Source organism: Geobacter sp. PheSNFMC (genome assembly GCF_059620965.1).
On the sequence record NZ_JCAMRN010000056.1, the window covers coordinates 1 to 24,885 of the forward strand.

General features: G+C 62.2%; 24 protein-coding genes and 1 tRNA gene. 20 read left to right on the forward strand and 5 right to left on the reverse strand.

All coding sequences use genetic code 11. From position 1 onward, the window contains the following. The 10 genes from ispE to rplI all read left to right on the forward strand — a co-directional run. The coding region (gene ispE, locus AC6CDK_RS12885) for a 4-(cytidine 5'-diphospho)-2-C-methyl-D-erythritol kinase (protein ID WP_496639859.1) at positions 1-550 on the forward strand (550 nt) is incomplete at its 5' end. Positions 551-604: 54 nt separating this feature from the next. After that, positions 605-679 (forward strand) — tRNA-Gln (locus AC6CDK_RS12890). A gap of 63 nt (positions 680-742) precedes the next feature. Beyond that, the gene (locus AC6CDK_RS12895; RefSeq protein WP_039642980.1) at positions 743-1,687 is read left to right on the forward strand and encodes a ribose-phosphate pyrophosphokinase; all 945 of its coding nucleotides are present in this window, start codon (positions 743-745) and stop codon (positions 1,685-1,687) included. Positions 1,688-1,726: 39 nt separating this feature from the next. Next, on the forward strand, positions 1,727-2,311 hold the full coding sequence (locus AC6CDK_RS12900) for a 50S ribosomal protein L25 (RefSeq protein ID WP_039642982.1): 585 nt from the start codon (positions 1,727-1,729) through the stop codon (positions 2,309-2,311). Between the two features lie 33 nt (positions 2,312-2,344). Then, positions 2,345-2,926: an aminoacyl-tRNA hydrolase gene (gene pth, locus AC6CDK_RS12905; protein WP_039642984.1), complete on the forward strand. Its 582-nt coding sequence runs from the start codon at positions 2,345-2,347 to the stop codon at positions 2,924-2,926. 40 nt (positions 2,927-2,966) lie between these two features. After that, positions 2,967-4,061, forward strand: a complete 1,095-nt coding sequence (gene ychF / locus AC6CDK_RS12910) for a redox-regulated ATPase YchF (protein ID WP_039642986.1) — start codon at positions 2,967-2,969, stop codon at positions 4,059-4,061. A 145-nt stretch (positions 4,062-4,206) separates the two neighbouring features. Beyond that, positions 4,207-4,560 carry a 30S ribosomal protein S6 gene (gene rpsF / locus AC6CDK_RS12915; protein ID WP_039642989.1) on the forward strand — a complete coding sequence of 118 codons (354 nt, stop codon included), beginning with the start codon at positions 4,207-4,209 and terminating at the stop codon, positions 4,558-4,560. Positions 4,561-4,580: 20 nt separating this feature from the next. Further along, a complete protein-coding gene (rpsR, locus tag AC6CDK_RS12920; RefSeq protein ID WP_039642991.1) occupies positions 4,581-4,892 on the forward strand; it encodes a 30S ribosomal protein S18 in 312 nt (103 codons plus the stop codon). Between the two features lie 12 nt (positions 4,893-4,904). Next, a complete protein-coding gene (locus AC6CDK_RS12925; RefSeq protein WP_039642993.1) occupies positions 4,905-5,849 on the forward strand; it encodes a YybS family protein in 945 nt (314 codons plus the stop codon). Between the two features lie 20 nt (positions 5,850-5,869). Further along, positions 5,870-6,316 carry a 50S ribosomal protein L9 gene (gene rplI, locus AC6CDK_RS12930; RefSeq protein WP_039642995.1) on the forward strand — a complete coding sequence of 149 codons (447 nt, stop codon included), beginning with the start codon at positions 5,870-5,872 and terminating at the stop codon, positions 6,314-6,316. A 225-nt stretch (positions 6,317-6,541) separates the two neighbouring features. Here the strand turns inward: rplI and AC6CDK_RS12935 are convergent, their stop codons facing one another. The 3 genes from AC6CDK_RS12935 to AC6CDK_RS12945 form a co-directional block, all read right to left on the reverse strand. Beyond that, the gene (locus AC6CDK_RS12935) at positions 6,542-7,399 is read right to left on the reverse strand and encodes a cytochrome c3 family protein (RefSeq protein ID WP_039642997.1); all 858 of its coding nucleotides are present in this window, start codon (positions 7,397-7,399) and stop codon (positions 6,542-6,544) included. Between the two features lie 277 nt (positions 7,400-7,676). After that, positions 7,677-8,567, reverse strand: coding sequence for an RluA family pseudouridine synthase (locus tag AC6CDK_RS12940; RefSeq protein ID WP_192905586.1), 891 nt, complete (start codon positions 8,565-8,567; stop codon positions 7,677-7,679). Positions 8,568-8,652: 85 nt separating this feature from the next. Further along, complete coding sequence (locus tag AC6CDK_RS12945; RefSeq protein ID WP_192905585.1) at positions 8,653-9,363, reverse strand: cytidylate kinase-like family protein; 711 nt, start codon at positions 9,361-9,363, stop codon at positions 8,653-8,655. Positions 9,364-9,574: 211 nt separating this feature from the next. Between AC6CDK_RS12945 and AC6CDK_RS12950 the strand changes: the two genes are divergently transcribed. Beyond that, on the forward strand, positions 9,575-10,312 hold the full coding sequence (locus AC6CDK_RS12950; RefSeq protein WP_192905584.1) for a DUF3108 domain-containing protein: 738 nt from the start codon (positions 9,575-9,577) through the stop codon (positions 10,310-10,312). 428 nt (positions 10,313-10,740) lie between these two features. On the opposite strand, the gene AC6CDK_RS12955 is transcribed toward AC6CDK_RS12950, so the two are convergent. After that, positions 10,741-12,342, reverse strand: coding sequence for a methyl-accepting chemotaxis protein (locus AC6CDK_RS12955; RefSeq protein ID WP_192905583.1), 1,602 nt, complete (start codon positions 12,340-12,342; stop codon positions 10,741-10,743). Between the two features lie 236 nt (positions 12,343-12,578). Then, a complete protein-coding gene (hcp, locus tag AC6CDK_RS12960) occupies positions 12,579-14,231 on the reverse strand; it encodes a hydroxylamine reductase (RefSeq protein ID WP_039643006.1) in 1,653 nt (550 codons plus the stop codon). A gap of 213 nt (positions 14,232-14,444) precedes the next feature. Between hcp and AC6CDK_RS12965 the strand changes: the two genes are divergently transcribed. The 9 genes from AC6CDK_RS12965 to AC6CDK_RS13005 form a co-directional block, all read left to right on the forward strand. Then, entirely contained in the window at positions 14,445-14,786 is a 342-nt protein-coding gene (locus AC6CDK_RS12965; protein WP_039643008.1) for a hypothetical protein, read from the forward strand. Positions 14,787-14,935: 149 nt separating this feature from the next. Further along, a complete protein-coding gene (locus AC6CDK_RS12970; RefSeq protein ID WP_039643010.1) occupies positions 14,936-15,319 on the forward strand; it encodes a hypothetical protein in 384 nt (127 codons plus the stop codon). Next, complete coding sequence (locus tag AC6CDK_RS12975; RefSeq protein ID WP_039643012.1) at positions 15,320-16,483, forward strand: ABC transporter permease; 1,164 nt, start codon at positions 15,320-15,322, stop codon at positions 16,481-16,483. Beyond that, complete coding sequence (locus tag AC6CDK_RS12980) at positions 16,476-17,153, forward strand: ABC transporter ATP-binding protein (protein WP_192905582.1); 678 nt, start codon at positions 16,476-16,478, stop codon at positions 17,151-17,153. The genes AC6CDK_RS12975 and AC6CDK_RS12980 overlap by 8 nt, the downstream gene beginning before the upstream one ends. A gap of 157 nt (positions 17,154-17,310) precedes the next feature. Next, positions 17,311-17,901 (forward strand): class I SAM-dependent methyltransferase, encoded by a 591-nt coding sequence (locus AC6CDK_RS12985; RefSeq protein ID WP_039643016.1) that lies wholly within the window; start codon positions 17,311-17,313, stop codon positions 17,899-17,901. Positions 17,902-17,992: 91 nt separating this feature from the next. Further along, positions 17,993-21,556, forward strand: coding sequence for a DUF748 domain-containing protein (locus AC6CDK_RS12990; RefSeq protein WP_066357044.1), 3,564 nt, complete (start codon positions 17,993-17,995; stop codon positions 21,554-21,556). Between the two features lie 374 nt (positions 21,557-21,930). Then, positions 21,931-22,992, forward strand: a complete 1,062-nt coding sequence (locus tag AC6CDK_RS12995; RefSeq protein WP_226048393.1) for a sensor histidine kinase — start codon at positions 21,931-21,933, stop codon at positions 22,990-22,992. Further along, positions 22,992-23,639, forward strand: coding sequence for a response regulator (locus AC6CDK_RS13000; RefSeq protein WP_192905591.1), 648 nt, complete (start codon positions 22,992-22,994; stop codon positions 23,637-23,639). The genes AC6CDK_RS12995 and AC6CDK_RS13000 overlap by 1 nt, the downstream gene beginning before the upstream one ends. Positions 23,640-23,945: 306 nt before the next feature. Then, on the forward strand, positions 23,946-24,885 hold a 940-nt coding region (locus tag AC6CDK_RS13005; RefSeq protein ID WP_496639861.1), incomplete at its 3' end, for an MCP four helix bundle domain-containing protein.

A 24,885-nucleotide genomic window follows, 5' to 3' on the forward strand; every position in this document is an offset into this window, starting at 1 on the left:
GGCCGGTCTCGGTGGCGGAAGCAGTGACGCGGCGACGGTGCTCATGGGGGTGAACGAGCTGCTGGGACTGGATCTGCCCGAGAGCCGCCTACGGGAGATCGGCGTCGCGCTCGGCGCGGACGTGCCGTTTTTCATCTTCGGCCGGACAGCGCTTGCCGAAGGGATCGGCGAAGAGTTGACCGCCATCGACCAGGTGCCTGCCGCCTGGATCGTGGTGGTCAATCCCAATGTTCCCGTCTCGACGGCATGGGTCTACCAAAATTTGCAATTGACAGGGGAAGCCGCCAGGGTTACAATTCCTCGCTTCTTTGAGAATGTCGCGGATGTCTGCGCGATCCTCTCCAATGACCTTGAGTCGGTCACTATCCCCCGCTACCCGGTTATCGGCGAGATCAAACGGGAACTCCTCGTTGCCGGGGCGCTCGGCTCGCTCATGTCGGGGAGCGGGCCAACGGTTTTCGCCCTCTTCGATGATGAGGGCGCAGCCGTCCGCACGGCCGAGGCGATGCGCGCGCGGGGATGGTTCGCCGAAGCGGTCAGGACAATCTGAGCGGAGTCGTGCCGGGTACGTGCAAGCCCGACAGGCACGGCGCATACGACACAGTGGGGTGTCGCCAAGCGGTAAGGCACCGGATTTTGATTCCGGCATTCCAAGGTTCGAATCCTTGCACCCCAGCCACGTTACCCACTCATTTCCATCCGGCGTCCGGTGGAAATTATTTTTTGTGGCAAGGCAACGGTCATGAATCAGAAAATCAGGGTGTTCAGCGGCAATTCCAACCGGGGCCTGGCGGAAAGCATCTGCGCCAACCTGGGTCTTCCCCTCGGCAAGGCCAACGTCAAGACCTTTTCTGACGGCGAGGTCATGGTGGAAATCGGCGAAAATGTCCGTGGACGTGATACCTATGTGGTGCAGTCCACCTGCGCCCCCACCAATAACAATCTCATGGAGCTCCTCATCATGATGGATGCTCTGAAGCGTGCTTCTGCGGCCACCATCACGGCGGTGGTCCCCTATTACGGCTATGCCCGGCAGGATCGCAAGGTCGCTCCCCGCACCCCCATCACCTCGAAGCTGGTGGCCGACCTGATCACCACCGCCGGCGCGGACCGGGTGGTAACCGTTGATCTCCACGCGGGGCAGATCCAGGGATTCTTCAATATCCCCGTGGACAACCTCTATGCCGCTCCGGTCATCCTCGAGCACCTCAAGCAGCGCTTTCCCGAGAACTCCATCGTGATGGTTTCCCCCGATGCCGGCGGAACCGAGCGGGCACGGGCCTTTGCCAAGCGTCTCGGCTGCACGTTGGCGGTCATCGACAAGCGCCGGACCGGGCCCAACGTGGCCGAAGTGATGCATCTCATCGGCGATGTGGCGGATAAGACGGCCATTATTCTCGACGACATGATCGACACGGCGGGAACGCTTACCCAGGCTGCCCGCGCGCTCAAGGAGCACGGCGCCAAGACCATTTATGCCTGCGCCACCCACGGTGTTCTCTCCGGCCCGGCCATAGAGAGGATCAATAATTCCGACATCGAAGCGGTAGTGATAACCGACACGATTCCCCTCGGCGACAAGGAGCAGCAGACCAGCAAGGTAAAGGTGCTGTCCGTGGCCAATCTCCTGGCCGAGGCAATCCGGCGGATCCATGAGGATGAATCCGTAAGTTCGCTGTTTGTGTAATCTGGCGATCGTAACGTAACGACTGATACTGGAGGATGTATGGAACAGAAAACGATGAGCATAGAACTGAGGGAGGGGAGCGGCAAGGGCGTCGCCCGCAAGCTCAGGGCCCAAGGCGTCGTGCCCGGCGTGGTTTACGGCAAGGGTATCGATCCGGTTTCCGTCAAGGTCGCGGCCAAGGACCTCGCTGCAGCCATCGCCGGTGAGGGAGGCGTCAACAGCCTTATTACCCTGGCGGGAGGAGGCAGCCTCAGCGGAAGCACCGTCATCGTTGCCGACATGCAGCGCAATCCTTTGCGGGGCGATTTCCTGCACGTGGACTTCCTCCGCGTTTCGCTTGACGAAAAGGTGAAGGTGCATGTGCCCGTAGTCGCGGTCGGAACCTGCGCCGGCGTCAAGGAGGGCGGCATGCTCGAAGTGGTGACCTACTCCCTTGATGTTGAGTGCCTTCCCGCTGCGATTCCCGAGGCCATCAACGTCGACGTCACCAATCTTGCCATTGGCCACACCATTCACGTGAGCGGGCTCGTCCTGCCCGCAGGGGTCAAGGTGCTCAACGACCCCGAGACACCAGTGGTGAGCATTCACGGAAAGGCAAAGGAAGAAGCTCCTGCGGCGGAGTAAACCCGCCGCAGGGCTTCACGCCTCGTCGACCACATGGCAACAAAGCTGATCGTCGGGCTGGGGAATCCCGGCCCGAAATACCTATGGACCCGCCACAACGCGGGTTTCATGGTTTTAGACCGCCTTGCCCACGCCATCGGCGCATCGGTTGCCAGGAAGAGTTTCTCCGGCGTCTTCGGCGAGGCGGCCTGGCACGGCGAGCGGCTTCTCCTGCTCAAGCCCCAGACCTACATGAATCTCTCCGGGCGCTCGGTGGCCGAGGCGCTCCGTTTTCACAAGCTTCCGCTTACCGACACCATCGTGATTCATGACGACCTCGACATCCCCTTCGGCCGCGTCAAGGTCAAGGAGGGGGGTGGGCACGGCGGGCACAACGGCCTTCGTTCCCTTGTGCAGGAGCTTGGCGGAGCAGGCTTTGTCCGGGTGAGAGTCGGGATCGGCAGGCCGGTCCATGGTGATGTGGTTAATTACGTCCTGACCAATTTCAGCCAGGGAGAAATGGCGGATCTTGCCCACCTGCTCGACGGCACCCTCGACCTCCTGGAGTCGCTCTTGACTGCCGGGCTCCCCAAGACCATGAGTCTGTACAACAACAAGGATCTTCTGGCCCCCTGACAGCCAGGGGTGCGGACCTCCTCCCCAAGGAAGGATACACATGGGTTTCAACTGCGGTATCGTGGGACTGCCCAACGTGGGAAAGTCGACCATCTTCAATGCCCTCACCTCGGCGGGAGCCGAGTCGGCCAACTACCCCTTCTGCACCATCGACCCCAACGTCGGCATCGTGCAGGTGCCGGATGTGCGGCTCGACCGGTTGGCGGAGATCGTCAACCCCGAGCGCATCCTGCCGACCACCATCGAGTTCGTCGACATCGCCGGCCTGGTCAAGGGTGCCAGTCAGGGGGAGGGTCTCGGCAACCAGTTTCTCGGCCATATCCGCTCCGTGGATGCCATTGTCCACGTGGTGCGCTGTTTTGAGGACGAGAACGTGGTGCACGTGAGCGGCAGCGTCGATCCCCTGAGAGATATCGACATCATCCAGACCGAGCTGGCTCTTGCCGACCTGGACAGTGTCGACAAAAAGCTACAGCGTGTCGAAAAGCAGGCAAAAGGCGGCGACAAACGGCTCAAGGAAGAAAGTGAATTCTACGCCCGCCTCAAGGCGGCCCTGGAACAGGGGGTCCCCGCGCGCCACGCCCAGGTGGCCGACGAAGAACTCCCCTGGCTGCGGGACCTCCATCTGCTGACCGACAAGCCGGTGCTCTACGTGGCCAATGTGGCCGAGGACGACCTTGACGGCGCGCACCCGGCGGTGGCCAAGGTGCGGGAGCTGGCCGAGCGGGAGGGGGCGCGGGTAGTCACCATCTGTGGCCGGATCGAGGCTGAGATCGCCGAGCTGGACGGGGATGAAAAAAGGGTGTTTCTCGGGGAGATGGGGCTTGCGGAGTCGGGGCTCGACCGCCTGATCCGCATGGGCTACGAACTGCTCGGGCTCATCACCTATTTTACCGCAGGCAAGAAAGAGGTCAGGGCGTGGACCATCCCGGTCGGCACCAAGGCGCCCCAGGCGGCAGGCGTTATCCATACCGATTTCGAAAAAGGGTTCATTCGGGCCGAAGTCATTGCCTACGCCGACTACATCGCGGCGGGCGGCGAGTCCGGGGCCAAGGAAAAAGGGCTCATGCGGCTCGAAGGAAAGGAATACGTGGTTCAGGATGGCGATGTCATGCATTTCCGGTTCAACGTCTGACCGGCGCGCGATTGCGGTGATGCGGGAAATTCTCCTTGAACTTCAAGGCGTTTTGTAGTACACAATTACTTTTCCACTGCAGCTCAGGCTGCAACTCCTTGCTCCGGCTGAAGCCGGGGCTACCAAACCGTGAGGAGGAAGTAGAATGGTCAGGATGTATGAAACAATCGTGATCGTCCAGCCGGAACTCGGCGACGACGAGCTCAAGGGGCTCACTGCCAAGGTGACGGACATCATCGGCTCCTTCAAAGGGGTTCTTCACCGCCTTGAGGACTGGGGTGTCAGAAAGCTTGCCTATCCGGTGAAAAAGAGTGCGCGGGGTCGGTATTACTACATCCGTTTCGACGGCGACGCACCTCTTATCGCCGAACTGGAACGGCGCCTGCGTCTTGATGACAAGGTGCTGCGCTATCAGAGCGTGAAGCTTGAAAAAGAGGCCACCGCTCCCGCACCGAAGGCCGCGCCCGTCGAGAGCGCTCCTGCAGTCGAAGCCGAATAAGCATACGGAGGATCACATAGATGAGCGAAGAAAGAACCGAAAGACCTGAAAGAACCGAGCGGCCCGAAAGACCTCAGCAGCGGAGCGGCGGCCCGAGGAAGAGAAGACCGTTCCAGCGCAGGAAGGTATGCCGCTTCTGCGCGGACAAGACCCTGGTGATCGACTATAAGGACCCCCGCGTCCTCCGTTCGTTCATTACCGAGCGCGGCAAGATCGTTCCCCGTCGCATCTCCGGCAACTGTTCAGCCCACCAGCGGGAGGTCACCGAGGCGATCAAGCGGGCCAGGAACATCGCCCTGATCCCGATCGCGTCGACCCACGTCATCGCCTAAGCGTCACGGGAGATGGAGAACAGTCTCAGGGGCACCCTGCTCGATATCGTCAAAGGGTGCATCGCAACGGCGGCGCTCTTCATCGCCTACCTGGAACTTCCGGTCATCGGCATGCTTGCGGGGGCGGCCGTACCGCTCCCCGCCCTGCTCTATGATCTCAAGCGGGGCAGATGGCCCGGCATGGCTGTCGTGCTGGCCTCGGCGCTCATATTCATGCTGATTGCCGGCCCTGCGGGAGCCCTCCTGTATGTATTGCAGGCGGGCATTTTTTCCCTGGCATTGCCGCGTTTCCTCGCCATGGGCGGGGGGGCCGCGCGGGCTCTCGCATCGGCCGTGGCCGTAACGGTGGCGGTCATTACCGTCGCAGCGGTCGGCTACGGGATCACCCGCGGTGTCACCATCGAGGGGCAGGTCGCCGAGTCGTTGCAAACCAGCATATCCCAAGCGGTCCAGCTCTATGAGAAGAGCGGCGTGAGCGGCACCGATCTCGACGAACTGCGCGAGGGGATGGATCGGGCCGCCAAAACGCTTGCGCAACTCTATCCATCGCTCTTTATCGTGGGGATTACCCTGGCCGGGGGGCTGAACCTGCTGCTGCTGCAGCGGTTCGGGCGCCGGCTGGGCTTTGCGGTGCCCGGGGGCTCCTTCGGAACATACCGGAACCCCGACCATCTGGTCTGGCTGCCGATTTGTGCGGGGTTTGCCCTGCTGGCCGGCCACGATGTGGTGACGGCCGTAGCGCTGAACGTGCTGGTCCTGACCGGTTTTCTCTACTTCATTCAAGGGATGGCGATCATCATTCATCTGTTCGACCGCCATGCCGTACCGGCATTTTTGAGGTATCTGCTGTATTTCCTGCTCTTCGTGCAGGCGTATCTGGTCGTAGCGGTGGCGTTGTTCGGGCTGTTGGATCTCTGGGGCAACTTCCGCAGACCGCGAATCCCAACAAACCTGTAAAACAGGCTAGGAGGAAAGACATGCAAGTCATTCTGAAAGAAAACGTAGAAAATCTCGGCCACATCGGCGACATTGTCAAGGTTGCACCCGGTTATGCCCGCAACTATCTGATACCCCGCAATTTTGCCATCGAAGCAACCGAAAAGAACGCCAAAGCCCTTGAGCACGCCAAACGTCAGCTGGAGTACAAGCGCAACAAGGTCCTCGAACAGGCCCGGGTGCTTGTCGCCAAGATCGAGGGGCTGAGCCTGAGTATTTCGCACCAGGCAGGGGAAGAGGGCAAGCTCTTCGGTTCGGTCACGAATATGGAGCTCGCTGAACTGCTCAAGGCCCAGGGCGTCGAAATCGACCGGAAGAAGATCGTGCTTGCCGAACCGATCAAGCATGTGGGTGAATTCATTGCCGTGGTAAAGGTCCACCCGGAGGTTACCGCCAACCTGAAGGTCGTGGTGACCAAGGCTGAGTAGCAACCACACCTGATAACGCAGCCGACGAAACGGTCTCCCCTGGGAGACCGTTTTTTTTGTGTTCCCTTGCACGCAGTAGTCATGCGGTTGTCCGTGCCGTGAGGTGCCGACTGAACGAGAGACGCATGGAGTGGGGCGGCCTCCCTGCCCGTCACGATCATACGCAAAGAGGGCCTGCACCCTGTTCGGATGCAGGCCCTCTTTGCGTTCTACTTCAGGCGAGGGTTACTTCTTTTTCTTGTCTTTCGCCGGAGCTGCCTTGGCGGGCTCCCCCTTTGCCGGGGCTGACCAGCGGTTCAGGTCGTGGGCGATGCTGTGGCAGTCGCCGCAGGTGCCGAATTTGGCCATCATCGGCGCGGGGTGCGGAGTGCCGTGGCAGCTCTGGCAGGTCGGCACCATCTTATGCTTCTCCTGGTGGCAGTACACGCAGGCGAGGGACTTGTGCTTGGCGGTGCTGGCGCTCAGGAGGTCGACGGCTTTTTTGTGACAGGCGCCGCAATCCTTGTTGGGCACTTCCTTGCCATAGACGACGTTCTTGGGCATGTGAGCCTTGTGGCACTTCTTGCAGTCTGCCTGGGTCTGCTCGGCATAGTGCGGCTTGTGGCACTGGGTGCAGGCCGGGATTTTGCCGTGGACGTTGTGGCAGGTGGAGCAGTAGAGGTTGGTGTGCTTGCTCTTGAATTCCTTGAGCTGCGTGATCTGCTGGGAGTGGCAGGTCAGGCAGGGGTCGGTGATGTTGCCCGACAGAACGATGTTAAGCGGCGTGTGGGGATTCGTGTGGCACCCCATACAGTTTGCCAGTTCGTAGTGCTTTTTGCCGCTGTGGCACTGGCTGCACTGGGGAATGTTGTTCTTGGACTGGGGACGGTGGCCGGCATGGCAGTCGAAGCAGGTGATCTTCTTGTGACCGGCACCGGCGCTGGCCACATCTGCCGGGGGCTGGGTGTGGCACTTGACGCAATCGTCCTGCACCAGTTTGGCGGTGGCCTGAGCAGCCTGGGAGTCGGGTGTCCCCAGGCAGAGCATTGCAGCCAGGGCCAGGGCCGACACGGCAATGAGCCTGATACGTCGTACAGCGTTCATCGTTCCTCCTTTGTGCGTTTGGCACGAATAGTATGTGCTCCGCTTCCGGGCGGAAGAGAGCGTGAATCGCGGGACAAACCCGGAGCAAGCCAAGAGAAAAGCGGGGAGATTATGCCATTTCTGGGGGGCACAGTCAATTAGAAAAAGGTAATTCTGAGAGGGGTGAACCCATTGAAATCGCAAAGAAATAACGCTATGAGGTCTTTATGGTTACACTGAGGGCTGTGTTTCGGTTGAAAAAGGGGTGCGTGGGCGGGCGTATCCGGCCGCGTGCGGTTCAGTCGGGACTGCAGGCAATGTCACGAAGGAGATCATGCCACGAAAGAGGTGCCATGGTCGGCAGGTGCAGGATGAAAGCAGGCGGAAGAGGCGCATGAACGATCAGCTTCCGGCCGGTGGCGGGATGGATGAGGGAGACCCGAAAGGCGTGGAGAAGGTGGCCCGGATACCCCGTCAACAGGGTTCCCCGGTAACGGCGGTCGCCCCGCACCGGGTGGCCGCTGGCGGAAAGATGCTTGCGGATCTGGTGCATCCGTCCGCTGGTGGGGGTGACGAGGACGAATGAGGCAGCCGTATCGCGGGCAAGGGTGCGGAAGGCCGTGTGCGCGTCCTTGCCGTCAAGGGGGGTGTCGATGGCGCCCGCGTCGGGCAGGTTGCCGTCGGCCACTGCCAGGTAAAGCTTGCCGAGGCCGTCTTCCTTGACATAGCGTCCCAGCATGCCGGCGCTGGAGGAGCTTTTCGCCAGGATCGTCGCTCCGGACGTGCCGCGGTCCAGGCGGTTGACCGGCCGCAGTTTCACCGGGGTGCCGCGCCCGGCCATGAAGTGTTCGGCCAGTTCGACCAGGTTTGCCTCGCCGGCCTCGGCCGTGCGATGGACCGGTAGGCCGGCAGACTTGTTGACGATGACGCAGTGGTCGTCTTCCCACAGGATGTCGAGTTGGGGTCTGGTGGCGGCAAGGAACTGGCGGGTGCGGTCGCTTTCCTTGATGGTTGCCGTATTGCCGGTGGCAAGGAGGGTGTCGGGAGCGACGGTTCCGCCACTGATCTTCAGGTGCCCGGCTGAAATGAGTTTCCTGATATAGGAGGAGGGGGCCGCAGGCAGGAGGTTGCGCAGAAAACTCTCGGCGCTGCGGCAATGATCGATGTCCGTTATCTGATAGGTGAGCATGGGGCGAGTATACATGGGCCATGTACGAGCATGCAAGGTAAACGGCAGGCGGGGGCGGTCGCCCGCCCCCGGTTCGACGGGTGGTTCAGTTGCCCTTCTTGGCGGCAAGATAGTCGACAATGGTCCGGGCGATGAGGTCCGAGGAGTTCCGGTCATTGTTGAAGGCCACGTGGTAGAGGCTCAGGTCGCTGATGTCGCGGTCGAGGAAGTCGCGGATGAAGCGGTCGCGTTCTTTCTGTTTCCGCTCCACCAGGTGTTCCGCCTCCTGGAGCGGCAGTTTCGCCCTGCGGGCGATGGAGCGGACTTTGTACTCATGGGAGGCATAGATGCGGAAGTGGAAGCAGTTCGCCATGCTCTGGGTGATGACGGTGCTTCCGCGTCCGATGAGAATGACGTTGCCGGCGTCAGCCAGCGAGACGATCTGGTCGCAGAGGATGCGGAAGTAGTCCCGCTCGCTTTTCCACTGGGGCGAGAGCGTGGCGATCATGTCGTCCAGGAAGCGGGGGCGATGGCCGAGGGAACTGAAAACCTCAGTGGAAACATCGAGGTGTTTCGCCGCCTCCTCCAGCAGCCCTTTGTCCATGATTATCCATGGTTCCCCCGACTGCCGGTCCAGTATCTCCTTCAGGCGCTCGGCCATGGGAAAGGCTTCGCAGCCGAACTCCCGGGAAATGGTGACCGTCGGCCGGGTTTTCCCTTTTTTTCTCCCCTCCGATTCGTCCTTTATGCGGCGTGTAACTTCCAGCATTCCGGCGATTCTCTGTTCGATGGACGGCACAAGTAGTTTTTCCGGCATGGCCTCCTCCTTTCGGGCGCCGATTCGGTGACGCCGCTCCAACAATCATGGCCCTCTGGTACTAATTGTGCCCTTGCCCGGAACGGAGTCAAGGGGTTGAGTCGACGTCTTATTGTGGGATACTTGAATGCCATGGGCGGGCAGGAGCGATCCGGCCCGCTGACGCCGGCCGAAGAGGGGGGAGCCGTTAATGCGTTACAGTGGTTGGGGAATGAGGGTTCATGCTGTCCTTGCCGCGGCAGTCGTGGTGCTGTGTGTGGGCTCGGTGGCCGGGGCAGCGCAGAAGGTTCCCGAAAAGCTCGTGTACGAGTTGTCGTGGGCCGGCGTCCCGGTCGGCACGGCCACCCAGGAGGTTGCGGATGAGGGGGATGTCCGCACAATCGTCTCCACGGCCCGGTCCAACGACTGGTTGTCGGTCTTTTTCCCCGTGGAGGACCGGATCGTGAGCAGCTACGACCGGCATCGGGCGCCCTTCCCCGGCCTGGCCCGCCACTACCGGCTCCAGACCCGGGAGGGGAACCGGCGGCGGGACCGGGAGATCGTGTTCGAACAGGAGCGCGGAGTGGCCCGGTTTACCGATCACAAAACCGGAGAAAAGGTGAATATCCCTATTCCGCTCGACACCATCGACGTGTACGGCAGTTTTTACTACGTGCGCTACCTGCCCCTTGAGGTGGGCACGTCCCACCACCTGAATATCCTTGACAGCAAGCGCCAGCGACTTATCGAGGTGCGGGTCCTGCGCAAGGAAAAGCTCAAAACCGTGCTCGGCGAAGTGGAAACCATCGTCATCCAGCCACTGGTCTATTCGGAGGGTGTGTTCGAGGGAAAGGGGACGGTGCACATCTGGCTCACCGATGATGAGCGGCGCATTCCGGTGCGGGCGCGAACCAGGGTCACGGTGGGGAGCGTGACGGCAACGCTGGTGGAGAGGACTCCTGGAAAGTGAGAGACAGGGAGGAAGCACCGGGAAGGCAACCGGGATCAGTCCACGGGGCTGAGGGGGAGAGGGCCGAGGATGTCTGCCGGGAGTTCGGGCGGGTAAGCCATCCGGGCAGCTCTGTGGTGATGACGGATTGCGCGATAACAGTTGATGGCGTTGCAGTTCGCAGGCAAACTCTCAACGGAGAATAGAGGCCAAGGACTGGAGACGCTTGAGCCAGCCAGGGCATGGAGAAGCGCCAATACACGTCCCGGCCGGCCTGGGGAGCCCGGAAAGCTCCGGACGGTGCCGGAGGCGGAACGCAAGCCCCTGGATGAGATCGTCCACGACGGGAAGTATCAGGTGTCGGTTCAACGCCGCACCGCAGCGGGCGAAGAAAAGGCGTGGAGGACAATCTCCACGCCTTTGTCTTCCATGGTTGTCGATGAGGATGATCAACCCATGCGGAAATGGCCCACCATCTGTTTGAGCTCTTCGGAAAGCGCCCGGAGGCGGTTTGCCGCCTCGGCGGATTCCTGGGCTTCCCTGGCCGTTTCTCCCACCACCTGGGTTATCGCGTGGATGTTGTTGCTGATCTCCGTCGTGGTTGCGGTCTGCTGTTCGGCCGCGGTGGCGATCTGGCTCACCTGCTGGGCGACGGAATCGATCTGGGCCTTGATCTCGGCAAGGACGGCTCCCGACTCGCCCGCCTTCTGGGTACTGTCCTGCACTATGGTGACACCGTGGTTCATGGACGACACTGCCGCCGAAGTCTCCTGCTGGATGGACTTGATCATCTGGCTGATCTCTTTGGTGGCCCTGGTTGTCCTTTCCGCCAGGGCGCGAACCTCGTCGGCCACCACGGCAAACCCGCGCCCCTGCTCACCGGCCCGGGCCGCCTCGATGGCGGCGTTCAGCGCAAGGAGATTGGTCTGGTCGGCAATGTCCTCGATGGTTCCCACGATCTCTCCTATCTGGTCGCTTCGGGTGCCGAGGTTCGCCACGCTCTGGGCCACATCCCGGACCTGGCCGTATATGGCGTCCATTGCTTCAACCGTTGCCATGACCACGGACGCGCCGGAATCGGCGGATCCATTGGCCTTGCCGGCACTTCCGGCCGCCAGGGCGCAGTTGTGGGCGATTTCGAGGGACGTGGCAGCCATCTCCTCACTGGCCGTTGCCACGGTACCGGCCTGTGACGCCACCTCTTCCGCCCCGGTGGCGATCTGGATCGCCACTCCCTGCAACTGACCGGCGGCAGCGGCCACCTGGTTCGATGCGGCAATGACGTGTACCAGGGTGGCGCCCATCCCTTCGAGCATCGTGTTGACCGAGCCGGTCAGAAGGTCGATTTCATCCTTTCCGCCTCCCTTTTGCAACCGTACGCCGAGATTGCCGCCAGCCGCCTGGGCAAGGACCTCCACCGCCTGCTCAAGTCGTGCCAGGGAGCGCGTGACAAGGATTTTGATCAATGCCGTCGACAGGGCGATGAATATGAATACCAGGCCGCCGACAATCCAGGCGAGGCGGTTGAAGGAACTCATGAACTCACTTTCCTTGACACCGACGTAGAGTACGCCGATGGTCTTGCCGCTGGCATCCTTGATGGGATCATAGGCCGTGAAATAGGGGGTGCCGAGGATTTCCGCCTTTCCCCGGTACGGCTTCCCTTCCTTGAAGATGGCATCATGGGCCGGCCCCTGCAGGGCCGTCCCGACGGCCCTGCTTCCATCGGCCTTGAGCACGTTCGTGGAAACCCGCTTGTCTCCCATGAAGATGGTTGCCGTTCCTCCGCACAGCTCTTTCAGTTTGTCGGGGAGCTCGAAGTTGCCGCTGACCCCGTAGTCGCCAACCTTCAGGGTACCGTCCACCACGGTCCACTCCTTGCCCTTGTGCTCGAGCAGCTCCCAGAAGGTCTTCATCCGGCTTTCCTGGGACTCCGTTGCCAGTTTCGACATGTCTCGGTGAAGGATCGACATAACGACGACACTGGTGATTACTACCGATACGGCGAGAAGAGATGCGCAGATGAGGGAAATTTTCGTGCTGAGTTTCATGGCAAGCCTCCCGATCGTATCCCGTGGAGTCGTTTTGAGCCTGCTCTGATGGTCCGGGAAGGGGGAGCCGTGCATTCTCCAACGGTTTATGCATACTTATCGGCACGGCTTGCAATGCCTTGAGGGTTTTTTATGAAAGATTTTTTATATTGTTTTGTGTGTGAATTAGGGGGACAAAAGGAAAAAGGCGCGGAGAGCGGGCTCCGCGCCTTTTCTGCTGGTGATTCGTGACGGTGCTACTGACCCAGGGCTGCCTTGAGGTCGGCTTCCACCGTGGTGATGGGGCCCAGGTTGAAGTTCTCAACCAGGAAGTTGAGGACGTTCGGGGTGACAAAGGCCGGGAGGCTGGGGCCGATCTTGATGTTCCTGATCCCCAGGTGGAGCAGCGACAAGAGGATGACCACCGCCTTCTGCTCGTACCAGGAGAGGATCATGGACAGGGGCAGATCGTTCACGCCGCAGTTGAAGGCGTTGGCCAGAGCCAGGGCGATCTGGAGAGCCGAGTAGGCATCGTTGCACTGGCCGATGTCCAAGAGCCGCGGAATGCCGCCGATGTCGCCGAACTCGAGCTTGTTGAAGCGGTACTTGCCGCAGGCCAGGGTCAGAATGACGCAGTCCTGGGGCACCTTCTCGGCCAGTTCGGTGTAGTAGTTGCGGCCCGGCTTGGCGCCGTCGCAGCCGCCGATGAGGAAGAAGTGCTTGATGGCGCCTGCCTTCACTCCTTCGATGACCTTGTCGGCAACGCCGAGGACGGCGTTGTGGCCGAAGCCGGTGAGGATTTCCTTCTCCGGCGCATCCGCCAGCTCGGGGCACTCAAGTGCCTTGTTGACGACCTCGGAGAAGTCCCAGCCGGAGATGTGCTTTACGCCGGGCCATCCCACCTGGCCCCAGGAGAAGAGGCGGTCCTTGTAGGAGTCGGCCGGCCGCTGGATGCAGTTGGTGTTGAAGATGATGGCGCCGGGGAAGTGGGGGAATTCCCTGGCCTGATCCTGCCAGGCGCCGCCGAAGTTGCCGTAGAGGTGCGGATACTTCTGCTTCAGGCCCGGATAACCGTGTGCCGGGAGCATCTCGCCGTGGGTGTAGATGTCGATCCCCTTGCCGGCGGTCTGCTTGAGGAGTTCTTCGAGCATGCGCAGGTCGTGGCCCGACACGAGAATCCCCTTGTTCCTCCGGGTGCCGGTGGGCACCTTGGTGGGGACCGGATGGCCGTAGTTATCCACGTGCCCCTCGTTCAGCATGCCCATTACCGTGATGTTGAGCTTGCCGCACTCCATGGAGAGTCCGACGAAGTCCATGAGCCCCTTGGCGGGGTCGGCGGTGGCTGCCATGGCCTTGTGGAAGAAGGCGAAGACCTCTTCGTTCTTCTTGCCGAGGATGTAGGCGTGGTCGGCGTAGGCCGCCATTCCCTTGAGGCCGTAGATGAGGATCTCGATGGCGGAGCGCACGTCGGCGTCGGTATGGTGGGTGTTGATGCCGTGCTCGAGTCCCTGCTTCACGAGCCCTTCGAGATCGCCGGCGATGACCCAGGCGGCGGGACCGGCAGCGACCGCCGGGGCGTGGCCGCCGTTCTTCTCGCGGTAGGCGGTCTCATAGAGGGACTTGGCCTTTTCCTTCATGTCGTAGCAGGTGCGGAGCTTGCCCGCGAGGCTGACCGGATCGAAGTCCACGTTGGTGACGGTGGTGAAGAGCCCCTCGATCATGAAGAGGTCGATGGCCTCGTCCCTGGCGCCCAGCTCGCGGGCCTTGTCCGCGTAAATGGCGAGCCCCTTGAGCCCGTAGAGCATCAGATCCTGCAACGCCGCGACTTCGGGATTTTTCCCGCAGACTCCCATGATCTCGCAGCCGACGCCCTTGGCGGCTTGTTCGCACTGGTTACAGAACATTCCCATTTGTGTTTCCTCCTTGGTAGTTGGTTGTGTTCAACGGATCGGTACTGGGTAACTATAGCCGCGATCCGCCGGTTTTCAATGGTGCGTGTTTCTTTGATATCCCAGCGGCAGGCTGATCTCCTTGACGTGGGTCAAGGTTTGCATCTTTGACGGGCACGCGGCCGCGGCGTTTTCGGGTTGACAAGGACACCGCGAACTTCATAAAGTTAAGCCATGTGTTCGGGAATTATTCGCATCGTCTCTCTCCTCATCCTTGTGGCGGCCTTGCTCGTCTGTTCCGGCATTGCCGAGAGCAGCGTGTTCGCCACGGACATGCCGATTGCGGATACGTGCTGCCCCGTGCAGCCCCAGGAGCAGGACACGGACCGGGACACCATGCCGGTGCCCTGCTCCGATGCCGCGTGCGCCTGCCCGTCGTGCCTTGTGGCCGACGAGCCGACGCGGCACATTCCTTCGATTCCCCATACAGAGGGATGCTGCGGCGCCGTTGCCGTGCGCTCCCTGCCGCCGTCTCCCGTTGCGCCCCCCATAGAGTATCCCCCCGAATCGGTCTGATTTCCTCCCTTCTCTGGTAGTGCCGTCAGTACTATCGCCGGGCCGCCGTCCGTCGTTTCGTCCGTTCGTTCGCGCACGGTTCGGGGCGGTGGCGCGTCCGGGGCGCCATGGTGCGTCCGACTTTCATGTCCATTCAAGGAGATCAGAAAATGCGCAAGAACATGCTTATGGCTGTGACGATGCTCGTACTGGCGCTGGGTGCCCTTACCCTCACCGGCTGCAACGAGCAGATATTCAACGTGAACGACGTGGCCTCGGACCCCACGGCCTATACGGGCACCATCACCATCGCCGGGGTCATGGGGGGGACGTCGCAGGAGGACCGGACCGTCTTCGGCATCATGGATCTGAAGGAACTGGCCTGCACCACGCCGGGCTGTAACAAGATTTTCATCCCGATCCGCGCCAACGGAACGGTTCCCGCCCTGGGCGACGAGGTGCGGGTGACCGGCAGCTTCCGGACCGAGCCGGGCGGTCTCATCTTTGTGGCCGAAAAGATGAAGGTGGTGAAGAACCACAAGATCGGAGGGTAGATGAACATCACGAAACTGGTGGTTAAGAACATCACCCGCCGGCGGGGGAGGTTCGTGTTCACCCTCCTGGGCATCACCATCGGCATCGCCTCCTTTGTGGCATTTCTGGCCCTGGGGGGCGGGCTCAAGGAGGAGGTGCGGCGCGAGGCGGCCGCCCTGGGGGCGAACCTGGTGGTGACCCCCAAAGGGTCGTGCGCCTATGAGCAGGTATCGATTCTCACCGGCGAGCAGCTTCCCTCAACCATCACCATGGAGGAGGTGGGCCGGGTCGCCGCCATCCAGGGGCTCACGGCGGTGCCGGTCCTGACCGAGAAGACCGCCATCCGGAATCGTCCCGTGGGGGTGGCCGGCGTTCTTCCCGACGCCATGAAGCCGTTCAAGGGGTGGGAGGTGCGCAGCGGAGAGTATTTCGCGAACAACGACGAGCGGGTCGTCGTGGTCGGCGCGGCCGCGGCTGAATCCTTCGGCCTCAAGCCCGGCGACGAGGTGACCATCCGCGGGACGCGGCTGCCGGTAAAAGGCGTGCTGAAGGAGACCGGCAGCAAGGATGACACCACCCTGTTCCTGGCCCTCTCCGTGACCCAGGAGCTCTTCAAGGCCCCCGACAAGGCGTCGTTCGTGGCGGTGAAGGTGGACGACCTCTCCCGGACCGACGACTACATCATGAAGATCAAGGAAACGGTGAACGCGGGGGTCGTGTCGGACAAGCAGATGCTCAAGTCGGTCCTGGGCATCATCGGCACGGTGAACGTGACGCTCCAGTTGATCGCCGCGATATCGGTGCTGGCCGCGGCTTTCGGCATCGTCAATACCATGATGACCGCAACGTACGAGCGGCGGCGCGAGATCGGCATCCTCCAGGCCATCGGGGCGCGGCGCAGGGAAATATTCGCCATTTTTCTCATGGAGTCCGGATTCTACGGCCTCCTGGGCGGCATCTGCGGCGTCGCGGGCGGCCTGGCGGCGTCGGTCCTGGTCGGACCCATGGTAAATCAGAATGCCTTCCTGGCCTTTGTGAAGGGCAATGACCCTGCGGCGGTCCTGGACCCGAAGCTCATGGTCGGCTCCGTGGCCTTCTCGGTGGCGGTTGCCCTGGTGGCCGGACTCTATCCCGCGTGGCGCGCCGCGCGGCTCACCCCAGTGGAGGCGATCAGCCATGAGTGACGCAATCATCCGGACGGAAAACCTGACCAAAACGTACGGCTCCGGCCAGGTCACCACCCATGCCCTGCGAGGGGTGAGCCTGGAGATCCCGCGCGGCGCGTTCTGCGCTATCGTGGGGCCTTCGGGGCACGGCAAGAGCACCCTCATGCACCTGGTGGGAGGGCTCGATCGACCCTCGGCCGGCCAGGTGGCCGTGGACGGCATCGAGCTGGCCGGTCTTGCCAACAGTGACCTGGCGCGGTTGCGGGCCGAAAAGATCGGCTTCGTGTTTCAGTTCTTCAACCTGTTGGGCAGCCTCACGGCCGAGGAGAACGTGGCGGCGGCCATGATGTTTGCGGGCATCCCGGAAAAGCGGCAAAAGGAACGAGCCCGGGAATTGCTGGAACTGGTGGGGCTCGAGGAGAAGCTGGGCGCGCTGCCCCGCCAGCTCTCCGGGGGGCAGCAACAGCGCGTGGCCATTGCCCGTGCCTTGGCCAACGACCCCGACATCCTCCTCATGGACGAGCCCACGGGCAACCTGGATTCGGCCGCAGAGGCCGAGGTGCTGGCGGCCGTGGCTGAGCTCCACCGTCAGGGGAAGACGGTGGTGATCGTTACCCACAACCCGGAGATCGCCCGCCAGGCCCAGATGGTGGTGGAGATCAGGGACGGCCGGCTGGCCTCGGCCTGATGGAACGTGTGCCGCATGACCGTGCGGACGGCCCGCCCCCGAGAGGAGGCGGGCTTTTTTTATGCCTCAAGGTATGGTAGTTGTGCTTGGTAGGACATGAATCGCGCCTGTCCCGGAACGGCATCCCGGGGCAGACGGTGGTCAGGGGAGGGGCGGAATGGGTGAAGAGCAGGAGCGGTGGGACCAGCGCTACCTTTCGGATGAGTGTCTGCTGGGGGAGCGGCCGTCGCGGCTTCTTGCCGAGTGGATCGATGAACTGAAGCGGCTCTGTCCCGGCCGGCGTGCCCTGGACATCGCCTGCGGCGAGGGGCGGAACAGCATCTTCCTGGCCCGGCACGGGTTTGCCGTCACCGGCCTCGATATCTCACCCGTGGGGCTGGACAAGGCCCGGCGCTGGGCGGGGCGGGAGCGGCTCTCCATCGATTTTCGGCTGACGGATCTTGAGGGGTATCGGATCACCGGAACCTACGATCTGATCATCAACTTCAATTTCCTCCTTCGGGACTTGATTCCCCACGAGGTGGCGTCCCTTGCGCCGGGCGGGATGCTCATCTTCGACACCATCCTCCAGTCGCCCACGGCGCCGGTGCCCCACAAAAAGGAGTATCTGCTGCAGCCCGGCGAACTGGCGCGGCTGTTCGCCCCCTTCCCGGGGACCGTTCTCTACCACGCAGAATTTCCCGACGATGCCACGCCCACGGCAAAGCTCATCTTCCGGAATACGCCGGGCGTGCAGGCTGACGGGTAACGGGAGGGCGGTGCGGCGCGGCTTTTGACATGGCAGAGCTTTCTGCCACAATTATCAGTATGCGGTGACTTCAAAGGGGTGTGAACAGCTCATGAAACTGTGGCACAAGGTGGCAATCGGCGCAGGCGCATGCAGTATCCTTCTGATCGGCTTCATCGGCCTCATCCTGCCTGGAATCGTGAAAACACGGGCCATGGAGGGAGTAGAGGCGGCCACCGGCCGAAAGCTCCTAGTGGGAGACGTTTCCATCAACCCGTTCACCTGGACGGTGGAGGTGCGCGATGTCAGCTTTACCGAGCCCGACAAGACCACGGTCTTCGCCTCTTTCAGCAGCGCGCGGGTCCAGGTGAGCCCCGCCTCGATCTTCCGGATGGCTCCCGTGGTCCGCGAAGCCCGGCTTTCGTCCCCCCATGTCCGGCTCGTGCGCGTGGGGCCCAACACCTACAACTTCTCCGACCTGCTCGGGAAAAAGAAGGCCGAGCCCAAGAAGGACGAGGGGCTGCCCCGCGTTTCCCTCAACAATATCACCATCGCCAACGGCTCCCTTGATTTTCTGGACCAGGGGGAGCGGATCATGCGGCGCCACGAAGTGCGGCGGCTCGATCTGGGCATTCCGTTTCTCAGCACTATCCCCTATTTTGCCGACCGCTACATAACCCCCCGCTTCAGCGCCCTGGTCAATGATGCCCCGGTGCGGGCCGAGGGAAAGCTGCGCCCCTTTGCCAAGGCGGCCGAGTACGATCTCAACGTGGACCTGCGCGACCTGGCCATCAAGCGCTTTGCATCCTATATCCCGGCCGAACTGCCGATTCTGGTGCAGGACGGAACCCTGTCCACCACCCTCGGCATCACCTACCGGGTTGCCGAGGGAAAAGATCCGGACCTGATGGTTTCGGGCTCGGCGCGGCTGGTCGGGGTCAAGGTCGCCGAGCACGGCGATGTGCCGCTCCTGGCCCTGGCCGGGCTGGAGGCCCGCCTGAACCGCGCCCGGGTGCTGGCCGGGGAGTTTCCCCTGTCGCTGGTGACCCTGGAGCGTCCCGAGATCCATCTGGCGCGGGACGCAGCAGGGACATGGAACCTGCAGCGCCTGGCCGGGAAAAAGAAGGCGGTACCGGCCGCCGCGGAAAAGCCTGCGCCGCCGGGCCGCAAGCCGCTCGTGTCCGTGGCCGAGTTCCGTCTGGCAGACGGTGCGGTGCACCTGGACGACCGCCTTCCCGCCGGCGGCTTTGCCGCCCGGGTGGAAAAGATCGCCATGACCGTCAAGGGTTTCTCCACCGCGCCGGGCACGGCTGCCGACTGCACGCTCTCTCTTGCCACCGGCCGGGGAGAAGAGGCGCGGGTGGAGGGGCGCGTCACCCCCGACCCGCTGGCGCTGACCGGCACCGTCCAGGTGGCCGGCATCGACCTGGGGGCCTACTATCCCTATCTGAGCCCCTACCTGACGGCCCCGGTGACGGGGAAGCTCGACGCGGGCGCGGATATCGGCTTCAGCACGCCCGACGGAGTCCGGGTGGACAAGGGACGCATCCGCCTCGCCTCGCTCAGGGTGCCTTTCGAGGGCAAGGATGGAGCCCGTCTGGCCGAGGTGGCCGGTGAGAATATCGCGTTCGTGCAGAAGGACGCCACCCTGACGGTGGGCGCGGTGCGGCTGCGTGACGGTGAGGTCCGGTTCTCCCGCAACGGGAAGGGAGAGTGGTCTCCCCTCACGCTGGTGCGGCGGCCCGGGCCGGCGCAGACCCGGCCGGCGGCCCGGCCGAAGGAAGGCACTGCCGCTCCGTTCCGCTATCGCATCGGTGCGGTGAGCCTTGCGGGCCTCACTGCCTCGTTCACCGACGGCACCATCGAGGATCGTCCCACCTTTACCCTGCGGAGGATCGCGGCGGGAGTGGAAAACCTCACCGGTCCGAAATTCGGCCAGATACCCTTCCGCTTTGCCGCCCGTTACGGCAAGGAGGGCGAACTCAGGACAACGGGCAGGGTCCGGCCCGAGCCCCTCGCCCTCAACGGCAACGTGACCATCAGGCAGCTTCCCCTGACCGATTTCGATTACTATCTGCCAAAGAATCTTCTCGCCATCCTGGCCGACGGCACCCTCGACACCGCCATGGCGGTCAGCCTTGCCCGCAGCGGCGGCAAGCTGACCGGGAGCTTCGCCGGCGGGCTGGGGGTCCGCTCTTTCTACCTGCTGGACGGTGACGGCGAAGACCTGCTCCGCTGGGAAAGCCTCCAGCTCGACAAGGTCAAGGGGAGCATCGACCCCTTCACCCTCGACATCCGCGAGGTGGCCCTCAACCAGTTCTACTCCAAGATCGTCATCGATCCGGATGGCCGCCTCAACCTCCAGAAACTCTTCACCCCCGCACCGGAACCGGCTGAGGGGGCGGCAAAGCCGGAAGCCGTCGCGGCAGCGGCGCAGCCGGCTCCGGCTCCGGAGACGCCGGCCCGGCAGCGGGCCATCACCATCGGTGCGGTCACCATGCAGGCGGGGACCCTCGACTTCAGCGACAGGCACATGCCGAAACCCTACGCCACCACCTTCTACAACCTGGGCGGCCGGGTGAGCGGCCTCACGTCGGAGGAGAGCAAATTTGCCGACGTGGACCTGCGGGGGAACCTGGAGAATCACTCCCCGATCAGCATCACCGGCAGGATCAACCCCCTGCGCGACGATCTCTACGCCGACATCAAGGTGCGGTTCACCGACATCGAGCTCTCGCCCATGACCCCTTACTCCGGCACCTACCTGGGGTATGCCGTGGACAAGGGGAAACTCTTCCTGGACCTCCAGTACACGATCCAGAACAAGCAACTCAATTCCGAGAACAAGGTCTTCATCGACCAGCTTACCTTCGGCAACCGGATCGAGAGTGACAAGGCCACGGGCCTGCCGGTGCGTCTGGCAGTGGCATTGCTGAAGGATCGCAAGGGTGAGATCCACCTGGACCTGCCGGTCACCGGCCGCACGGACGATCCCCAGTTCAGTGTCTGGCGGGTGGTGCTCCAGATCCTGAAAAACCTGCTGGTGAAGGCGGCCACATCCCCCTTCGCGCTCCTGCAGTCCGCCTTCGGCGGCGGCGCCGACCTGAGCGTCATCTCCTTCGGCTACGGTTCGGCGGAGCTTGCCCCGGCGGAGCAGGACAAGCTCCGAAAAATCGCCCAGGCCCTGGCCGATCGCCCCGCCATCAAGGTGGAAGTGGCCGGCTACGTGGAGCGGGACAAGGACGCCGAGGGATACCGGTCCGAGTTGTTGAGGCGGAAGGTGCGGGCGGAGAAGTTCCTGGAGATGGTGAAGAAGAAGCAGAACAAGCCGGGCGATTCGGCCGAGGCGATGGCCGTGGCGCCGGAAGAGTACGAGCGGTTGCTCACGGCGGTCTACAAGAAGGAGAAGTTCCCCAAGCCGCGCACCATCATCGGTACGGTGAAGGAACTCCCCGAGGCGGAGATGACCAAGCTGATCCTGGCCAATACGGTGGTGGGCGATGCCGAGCTCAAGACCCTTGCCGACGAACGGGCCGCCGTGGTCCGCACTTTCCTGGTGGAGCAGGGCAAGCTCGATTCGGCCCGGGTCTTCCAGAAGAGCGGCGACATCTTCAAGCGCCCCGATAAGCAGGGCGAACGGGGCGCCCGGGTGGAATTCAGCGCAACCGTTGACTGAGGGGCAACGAGGGGGTGGCCGGGGATACGGCCGCCCCCTTTGTTGTCGAGCCCGGCAAGGCCGCAACCTGCTTCGATGGATCTCTTTCATTGGGCCCGCCGCACCTGATAGGGGCATTCCGGGGTGAGAGGATAGATGGTGATGGGGATAACGGGCTGATGTTAATGATGCCTTTGCGGCGCTGGGGAGCGTTGTCTCTCCCTGTTTTTCCGTTTTCGTCTGTCGCCCGTTGGCACGAAACTATTTTCTCTCTTCGTATTTGGATGATTTACGGCCAGGAGTGTGTTGTTTCATAGTTACGCTGTTGACAATAGTAAAATTTATGGTAGCGCGAGGAGCGCACGAAGCCGATGATGTCAGTGCTCCGAGAAAACATGTTCAACCTGTTCATGCAGCATCTTCCCGGGATCTCCTTTATCAAAGACCTTGCCGGGCACTACCTCTATGTCAATGACCAGTGGAAGCGGCTTGTGTCGCCGGACCCCGCCGAAACGCAACCAGGAGGGGCTGACGGGAATGCGTGCGCACGGCAGTTCGAAGAGAACGACCAACGGGCCATTGCGGAAGCAGTCGGCATCCAGACCGTGGAAACGGTGCAGGCCGAGGACGGTGCGCACCACTGGATCATGAGCGAGTTCCCGATCCGTGACGAGCAGGGCGAGGTCGTTCTGCTGGGTGGGATCGGTTTCGACATTACGCGTCGTTTGCGTCTAGAGGAAGAGCTGAATATCTACCGGGAGCGGCTAGCGTCCCTTGCGGTGGAGCTTGCCGTTGCCGAGGACCGGGAGCGCAGCCGCATCGCGGGCGAACTTCATGACCAGGTGGGCCAGAATCTCTTCCTGGCGGGGCTCAAGCTCGGTTCGTTGAGGAGCGCTTCTCTTGCCGAGGATGACCGCCGCGTGCTGGAAGAGATCAGGCAACTCGTCAGCGGTGCCCTGCAGGATATCCGCTCGCTGACCTGCCAGCTCCGGCCGCCGCTCCTTGCCCATGGGGGGCTGGTTGCTGCCCTTTGCTGGCTGGGGGAACAGTTTCGGGAGGATTTCGGGCTGCAGGTGGAGGTATTCGATGACCAGCAAGAGAAGCCACTCTCCCATGAGGTCAGTTCCACGGTCTTCCAGGTCGTCAGGGAGTTGCTGCTGAACATTGCAAAGCATGCTTCGGCCCCGCGGGCGGCCATATCCGTCACGACGGAGAGCGGTGCCATCACCATAACCGTTGAAGACGGGGGCGCAGGGTTCGACGTTTCCTCCGTGAGCCGTAACTGCGGCAAGAGCGGCGGCTTCGGCCTCTTCAACGCCCGGCAGAAGATCGAATACCTGGGCGGGGTGCTGACGGTGCACTCGGAACCGGGCCGTGGCACCCGTACTGTCATCCGTCTGCCGCTGAGGGGAGAGGGTGGCAGCACCACGCTGGGCGCCCAGAGAGGGGCACCGTGATGCTGCGGGTACTGCTGGTCGATGATCACCGGATCGTGCTGGAGGGGCTGCGGGCCCTCGTGAGCGAGCATTCCGGCCTGGAGGTCGTCGGGGTCGCGTGCGACGGGGCAACGGCCATCGAGCTCACCCGGAAACTGCGGCCTGACGTGGTGGTGATGGACATAGCGATGCCCGGCATGAACGGCATCGAGGCCACCCGCCGTATCGTGGCGGAATTTCCCCTCACCCGGGTTCTCGTCCTGTCCATGGAGTCGGAGCGGCGGTTTGTCCTGGATGTTCTCAGGGCCGGTGCCCACGGTTATCTGCTCAAGGACTGCAGCCAGGACGAACTGGTTTCGGCAATTCGTCACGTGGCCGCGGGCGAGCCCTACCTTGGGCCCCGGATCACCGAGATGATCATACGGGCCTACATGGAACGGATTCCTGATGATGCACTCCTGACCCATACCCTTCTATCCCTCCGCGAGCGGGAGGTGCTGCAACTGATTGCCGCCGGCAAAAGCACAAAAGAGATCGCCTTTGCCTTCGGGGTGAGTCTCAAGACCATCGAGACCCAGCGCCATAGCATCATGAAAAAGCTCAATCTTTACAGTGTCGCGGAACTGACCAAGTACGCCATTCGCGAAGGGCTCACCCCGCTCCGCTGACCAGAGCCGCACCGTTCCCATCCCTGCTTTGGGGTTTTTCGAAATCCCACCTCGCAATCCGCTGATAGAGAAATCATCCCTCCAATCCGAATACAACATACAGAGAATGTGCGACGCCCCGGCCGACACGGGGCATTCCCATGATGTGACCACGTGTGGCTTGCCATGCCTGCCCATGGTCCGGCCCCGGCACCCGTTCATCTTCTCCGCTCCCCATTCCGGGAGGGGAGATGGCTGACGGTGGTGCACCCGGCGCCATCGGGAACAACGCGGATCCCGCAACAACACCCAACAAGGAGGCAGCGCATGAAGTGGTTCGAGGACCTCAAGGTTTCAAGCAAACTGGCCGTATCATTCATGGTGGTCGTACTCCTGGCGGCTTTTCTTGGAATCTTTTCCATATTCGAGCTGTCACGAGTCAATGAGACGGGAACTGACATGGCTGAGAACTGGATCCCCAGCCTCAACGCAATATCGGCCATGCAGTTGGATTTCGCCAGCTACCGCCGTCTTGAGTTGCAGCATATCGTTGAGATGGAGAGTGCCGGGCAGAAAGCGTACGAAGAGAGAATGGCAGAGCTCGTCAAGAGTATTGCCGAACACCAGAAGGAATACGAACCATTGCTGGCAACTCCTGAAGAGAAGCAAATGCTTCAGGAGTTCAGCACAAAATGGCAGGAATACCTGAATGAAGGCAAACCGATCATCGAACTGTCCCGGCAGAATAAAGCCCAGGAAGCAGCCGCCCTCCTGAATGCAAACTCGCGCAAACTGTACAACGAAGCCGGAGCCCTGATCGACAAGCTCAAGACGCTGAACACGCAGGAGGCCAAAGATGCCAGCGCGCGTGGCGATAAACTCTATGCTTCGGCGCGCATCATGATCGCCGGCGCTCTGATTGCCTGTATCGTCCTTGCGGTAGTCATGGGGCTGGTCATTACGCGGGTGCTCCTCAGGCAGCTTGGCGGTGAGCCGACGGCGATTTCCGATATTGCCAACCGGCTTGCGGATGGCGATTTGCGCATCGCCTTTGATACCACCGGCAAGGCGGAAACGGGCGTGTATGCGGCCATGCACAACATGGTCGAGAAGCTGAAGGGAGTGGTAGCTGACGTGAAGAGCGCAGCGGACAACGTGGCCGCCGGCAGCCAGGAGCTCTCCTCCAGCTCCGAGGAAATGAGCCAGGGTGCCACCGAGCAGGCTGCCGCTGCCGAAGAAGCCTCCAGCTCCATGGAACAGATGAGCT

Excerpts from the sequence above, each read along its gene's own strand:
- AC6CDK_RS12995 (WP_226048393.1), top strand. The coding sequence starts at position 21,931 with ATGTTCAACCTGTTCATGCAGCATCTTCCCGGGATCTCCTTTATCAAA.
- AC6CDK_RS12900 (WP_039642982.1), top strand. The coding sequence starts at position 1,727 with ATGGAACAGAAAACGATGAGCATAGAACTGAGGGAGGGGAGCGGCAAG.
- AC6CDK_RS12975 (WP_039643012.1), top strand. The coding sequence starts at position 15,320 with ATGAACATCACGAAACTGGTGGTTAAGAACATCACCCGCCGGCGGGGG.
- AC6CDK_RS12990 (WP_066357044.1), top strand. The coding sequence starts at position 17,993 with ATGAAACTGTGGCACAAGGTGGCAATCGGCGCAGGCGCATGCAGTATC.
- pth (WP_039642984.1), top strand. The coding sequence starts at position 2,345 with ATGGCAACAAAGCTGATCGTCGGGCTGGGGAATCCCGGCCCGAAATAC.
- AC6CDK_RS12970 (WP_039643010.1), top strand. The coding sequence starts at position 14,936 with ATGCGCAAGAACATGCTTATGGCTGTGACGATGCTCGTACTGGCGCTG.
- AC6CDK_RS12945 (WP_192905585.1), bottom strand. The coding sequence starts at position 9,363 with ATGCCGGAAAAACTACTTGTGCCGTCCATCGAACAGAGAATCGCCGGA.
- AC6CDK_RS12950 (WP_192905584.1), top strand. The coding sequence starts at position 9,575 with ATGAGGGTTCATGCTGTCCTTGCCGCGGCAGTCGTGGTGCTGTGTGTG.
- AC6CDK_RS12940 (WP_192905586.1), bottom strand. The coding sequence starts at position 8,567 with ATGCTCACCTATCAGATAACGGACATCGATCATTGCCGCAGCGCCGAG.
- rpsF (WP_039642989.1), top strand. The coding sequence starts at position 4,207 with ATGGTCAGGATGTATGAAACAATCGTGATCGTCCAGCCGGAACTCGGC.
- rplI (WP_039642995.1), top strand. The coding sequence starts at position 5,870 with ATGCAAGTCATTCTGAAAGAAAACGTAGAAAATCTCGGCCACATCGGC.
- AC6CDK_RS12895 (WP_039642980.1), top strand. The coding sequence starts at position 743 with ATGAATCAGAAAATCAGGGTGTTCAGCGGCAATTCCAACCGGGGCCTG.
- AC6CDK_RS12955 (WP_192905583.1), bottom strand. The coding sequence starts at position 12,342 with ATGAAACTCAGCACGAAAATTTCCCTCATCTGCGCATCTCTTCTCGCC.
- AC6CDK_RS12935 (WP_039642997.1), bottom strand. The coding sequence starts at position 7,399 with ATGAACGCTGTACGACGTATCAGGCTCATTGCCGTGTCGGCCCTGGCC.
- hcp (WP_039643006.1), bottom strand. The coding sequence starts at position 14,231 with ATGGGAATGTTCTGTAACCAGTGCGAACAAGCCGCCAAGGGCGTCGGC.
- AC6CDK_RS12980 (WP_192905582.1), top strand. The coding sequence starts at position 16,476 with ATGAGTGACGCAATCATCCGGACGGAAAACCTGACCAAAACGTACGGC.
- AC6CDK_RS12925 (WP_039642993.1), top strand. The coding sequence starts at position 4,905 with ATGGAGAACAGTCTCAGGGGCACCCTGCTCGATATCGTCAAAGGGTGC.
- AC6CDK_RS12965 (WP_039643008.1), top strand. The coding sequence starts at position 14,445 with ATGTGTTCGGGAATTATTCGCATCGTCTCTCTCCTCATCCTTGTGGCG.
- AC6CDK_RS12985 (WP_039643016.1), top strand. The coding sequence starts at position 17,311 with ATGGGTGAAGAGCAGGAGCGGTGGGACCAGCGCTACCTTTCGGATGAG.
- AC6CDK_RS13000 (WP_192905591.1), top strand. The coding sequence starts at position 22,992 with ATGCTGCGGGTACTGCTGGTCGATGATCACCGGATCGTGCTGGAGGGG.
- rpsR (WP_039642991.1), top strand. The coding sequence starts at position 4,581 with ATGAGCGAAGAAAGAACCGAAAGACCTGAAAGAACCGAGCGGCCCGAA.
- ychF (WP_039642986.1), top strand. The coding sequence starts at position 2,967 with ATGGGTTTCAACTGCGGTATCGTGGGACTGCCCAACGTGGGAAAGTCG.